We start from the raw sequence: 4,331 nt of genomic DNA, 5'->3' as shown, positions 1-4,331 counted from the left end.
GTTGGTGTAGAGGGTGGTGAGTTCGTTGAGCAGGATGGTGAGGGACCAGCCGTCGCAGGCGATGTGGTGGATGGACAGCCACAGCAGCCAGTTGTCGGTGTCGTAGTGGATGAGGCCGGCGCGGAGCAGGGGTCCGGTGCTGAGGTCGAAGGGCTGGGTGATGGCGTCTTGGACGAGTTGCCAGGCTGAGGTCTCGTTGTCGGTTTCGGTTTCTTGCCAGGGCAGGTGGGTGTCGCTGATCAGGGGGTGGGGGCGGCCGTTTTCGGCGGTCAGGGTCATGCGCAGGACGGTGTGGCGGCGCACGATGGTTTCCACCGCCGTACGCAACCGGTCGTTGTCGACGCTGCCGTTCAGGCGCAACACGATCGGCACGTTGTAGGCGGCGCTGCCTGGCCGCCACTGGTCCAGGAACCACAACCGCTCCTGACCGGACGACAACACCAGCGGCCCACCGGCCGGCCGGATGACCGGCGCAGCCGGCCGGCTGTGGTCAAGACCGGCCTCGGCGAGAAGCCGGCGAATAAGACTCTGTTCGATGTCGTCGCCGAAATCGGTCATGAGACGTCGTCCTCTCGCTGCTCAAGCAGGTTGCGTATTTCAGCCGGGGTAAGGGCGTTGACCGTCAGCACGATGGAGGCGATCTGGCTGAGCTGCTCCGGCCGTGTCGTGGAGTCCTCGAGGAAACGGGCGAGTGATGCGACGGTCGCATGCTCGAAGAGCCGCCCGATCGGCACCTCGGCGGGCAGAACCCGTTCGAGCCTGGAAGTCACCTTGACGGCGGCGAGCGAGTGGCCGCCGAGGGTGAAGAAGTTGTCGTGGATGCTGATGCCGGGCCGGTCCAGAACGTCTGCCCAGATGCCGGCGATGAGCTGTTCGAGAGGACTGCGCGGAGGCGTAGGAGGTGCCGGGCCGCGGGCCACGTCCGGTGCGGGCAGGCGATGCCGGTCGATCTTGCCGTTGGGATTGAGCGGCAGGTCGTCCAGCATGATGATGATGGCCGGCACCATGTACTTGGGCAGATGCTCGGCCAGATGGCCGCGGATGTGGTCGGTGGTGACCGTGGCGTCGCCGGGTTGCAGGTATGCGACGAGCTGGGTGGGCCCGTCGTCGGGGCGGTGGGCCGTGACGAGGCAGGCGGTTACGCCAGGGTGAGCGGCCAGGACGGTCTCGATCTCGCCGAGTTCGATGCGGAAGCCGCGGATCTTCACCTGGTCGTCGTTGCGGCCGAGGAACTCCAGGGTGCCGTCGGGCAGCCGGCGGGCCAGGTCGCCGGTGCGATACAGGCGCTGGCCAGGGACGCTGCTGAACGGGTCGGGGAGGAAGCGTTCCGCGGTGAGCTCGGGCCGGTTCCAATAGCCGAGGGCGACGCCCAGGCCGCCGAGGTACAGCTCTCCCGGGACACCGATGGGGCTCGGCCTGCCCTGGGGGTCGAGGACCCAGGCGTGGGTGTTGGAGATGGGCCTGCCGATCAGCCCCGTGCTCGACGGCTCCACCAGCATCGGCATGTAGGTGGCGAACGTCGTGGTCTCCGTGGGTCCGTAGATGTTGTGGAGTTCGGCCGGTCCGCCGGTGGCCAGCGCGCCGGCCACCTTGCTCGTGTTGAGCGGCTCTCCGCCGAAGTAGAGCTGGTCGACCGTGGCGAAGGCGTCGGGCTGCTCGGTGATGGTCGCGTTGAACAGCGCCGTGGTGATGAAGACCGTCGTGACGCCTTCGGTGCGCAACAGCGACGCCAGCTTGGCGGGGGAGAGCACGATGTTGCTCGGCACGATGACGACTCGGCCGCCGTTGAGCAGCGGCCCCCACACCTCGAAGGTGATGGCGTCGAAGGAGGCCTGGCCCAATTGGGGGATCACAGTCTGCGGCGACAACCGTACATAGTCGGTGTCGCGGACCAGGCGCACGACGCCACGGTGCGGCGCCATCACGCCCTTGGGCCGGCCGGTGGATCCTGAGGTGTAGATGATGTAGGCCAGGTCGTCGCCGCTCGCCGCCGGCCGGGCGAGACGCTCGGCGGTCTCGGGAATCTCCTCGATCGGTACGGCGAGCCGCTCGCCCGCCGGCAGTGCCGCCAGCAGGTGCCGGTGGCCCAGCACGAGCCGGACGTCGCTGTCGTCGAGCATGAAGGCCAGCCGGTCGGCCGGATAATCCGGATCCAGCGGCACATAAGCGCCACCCGCCCGCAGGATGCCCAGCATGCCGACCACCAGATCTGCCGACCGGTCACAACAGAGACCGACCGCATCCCCCCGGCCGACCCCGAGACGGCCGAGCTCGACCGCCAGCGCCTCCGCCCGATCCATGAGCTCGGCATAGGTCAGCCGAACCTTCCCGGAAACGACGGCGACGGCATCGGGAGAGCGGCGCGCCTGCTCGGCGACCAGGTCGTCGACGGTGCGGTGGACCGGGGCGGGAGCAGGCCGGTCATTGGACCAGCGTCGCAACTGCCGCTGCTCGTCCACCGGCAGGCTGCTGAGGTCGGCCAGCGGAACCGTCGGGCTGGTCAGGGCGCGATCGAGCAGGGTGAGCCAGTGCTGGGCGAAGCGGCGGACGGTGTCGGGTTCGAACAGGTCGGTGGCGTACTCGAGCTCCAGCCACATGCGGCGATCGGTGCTCAGCACGCTGAAGGTGAGATCGAACTTGGCGGTGCCCGTGTCGGCCGGCTCCCACTCGGCGTGCAGGTCGGAGCCGAGCGTCCACTGGTCGTGCTGGAGGTGGAAAAGGCCGAAAACGGTCTGAACGAGCGGCGAGTGGGTGAGCTCGCGCTCCGGCGCCAGCGCCTCGACCAGGGCCTCGAAGGGGATGTCCGCATGCGTCTGCGCCTGCAGCGCGGCGGTCTTCGCCGCGGCCAGCGCCTCGGTGAAGCCGGCCTGCTCGTCGAGGTGGCTGCGCAGCGGCAGCGTGTTGACGAAGAACCCGACCAGCCCGTCCAGCTCCGGCCGCGACCGCCCGGCCACCGGAGTGCCGATGACCGTGTCGTTCTGGCCGCTCCAGCGGGACAACACGATGGCGAAGGTGGTGAACAGCACCTGGAAGACGGTGTAGGAGTTCGCCGCGGCGAATGTGCTGATCCGCTCGGCCAGCGCGGGATCGATCGCCTGGCGGTGCGTGGCACCTGCCCAGGATCCGGCGGCCGGCCGAGCGCGATCGGCGGGCAGGCCGGTGAGCGCGGGCGCTCCGGCGAGGTGCTCGCGCCACCACTCCACTCCGGCGGCCAGAGCCGGTCCGTCGACGCTGCGGCGTTGCCAGGCGGCGTAGTCGGCGTAGGAGACCGGCAGGGCGGGCAGGTCGCCTCCGGCGTAGGCCGTGGTCAGCTCGTCGAGTATGACGCCCACGGACCAGGCGTCACAGGCACTGTGATGGACCGACAGCCACAGCAGCCAGCCGTCGGCCGCGTAACGGACCAGCCCGGCACGCAGCAGTCGCCCACGGGAAAGGTCGAACGGCTCGCTGAGCCCGGCCCGCACCTGCCACCAGGCGCCCGCCTCGCCATCGGCGCGCGCGTCCGCCTGCTGCCAGGGCACACCCGGATCGCCGGGAACCGGAAGCGGGCGACCGTCGCTCACCGCCAGCCCGATGCGCAGCACCGTGTGGCGCCGCACGATGGTCTCCACCGCCGTACGCAACCGGTCGTTGTCGACGCTGCCGTTCAGGCGCAACACGATCGGCACGTTGTAGGCGGCGCTGCCTGGCCGCCACTGGTCCAGGAACCACAACCGCTCCTGACCGGACGACAACACCAGCGGCGCGTCAGGCTCTCGCGCCACCAGCGCGACCCCGCCCGATCCCCGCTCCGCGGCATCGATCCGCGCGGCGGAGTCGGCCAGCGTCGGAGCCTGGAACAGGTCGTCCAGCCCCAGCTCGACCCCGAACACCTCCCGCACCCGCGCCACGACCTGAACCGCCAGGATCGAGTGACCACCCACCGCGAAGAAGCGATCGGTGGCGCCCACACGATCCACACCCAGGGACTCCGCCCAGATCCCCGCCAGCACCCGCTCGGTCTCCGAGCGCGGCTCCACGTAGAGCGACGGCGCCACGGCGCCGATCAGGGCCGCTGCGGGCGCGGACGCGTTCTCGCCGCCCAGGTCACTGCTGATGCTGATCAGGGGGCTGGCCGGGTTGGTGAGGGCGCGGTCCAGGAGGGTGAGCCACTGGTCGGCGAAGCGGCTGATGGTGCCGGGGTCGTAGAGGTCGGTGGCGTACTCAAGCTCCAGCCACATGCGGTGGCCGGCGGCGAGGACGCTGAAGGTGAGGTCGAATTTGGCGGTGCCGGTGTCGATGGGTTCCCAGGTGGCGTGGAGGTCGGGGCCGAGTGGCCATTGGTCGTGTTC

The 4,331-nt window shown here is 69.7% G+C and carries 2 protein-coding genes; both read right to left on the bottom strand.

All coding sequences use genetic code 11. From position 1 onward, the window contains the following. On the bottom strand, positions 1-558 hold a 558-nt coding region (locus ACWD0F_RS51640), incomplete at its 3' end, for a condensation domain-containing protein (protein ID WP_449890441.1). After that, positions 555-4,331 (bottom strand): amino acid adenylation domain-containing protein (locus tag ACWD0F_RS51635; protein WP_449890439.1); only part of this gene is annotated, 3,777 nt, incomplete at its 5' end. The genes ACWD0F_RS51635 and ACWD0F_RS51640, both read right to left, overlap by 4 nt.

The organism is Nonomuraea sp. NPDC002799, assembly GCF_053592075.1.
Note: the sequence above shows the minus strand (reverse complement) of the source record. Positions and strands in the feature narration are given on the sequence as shown.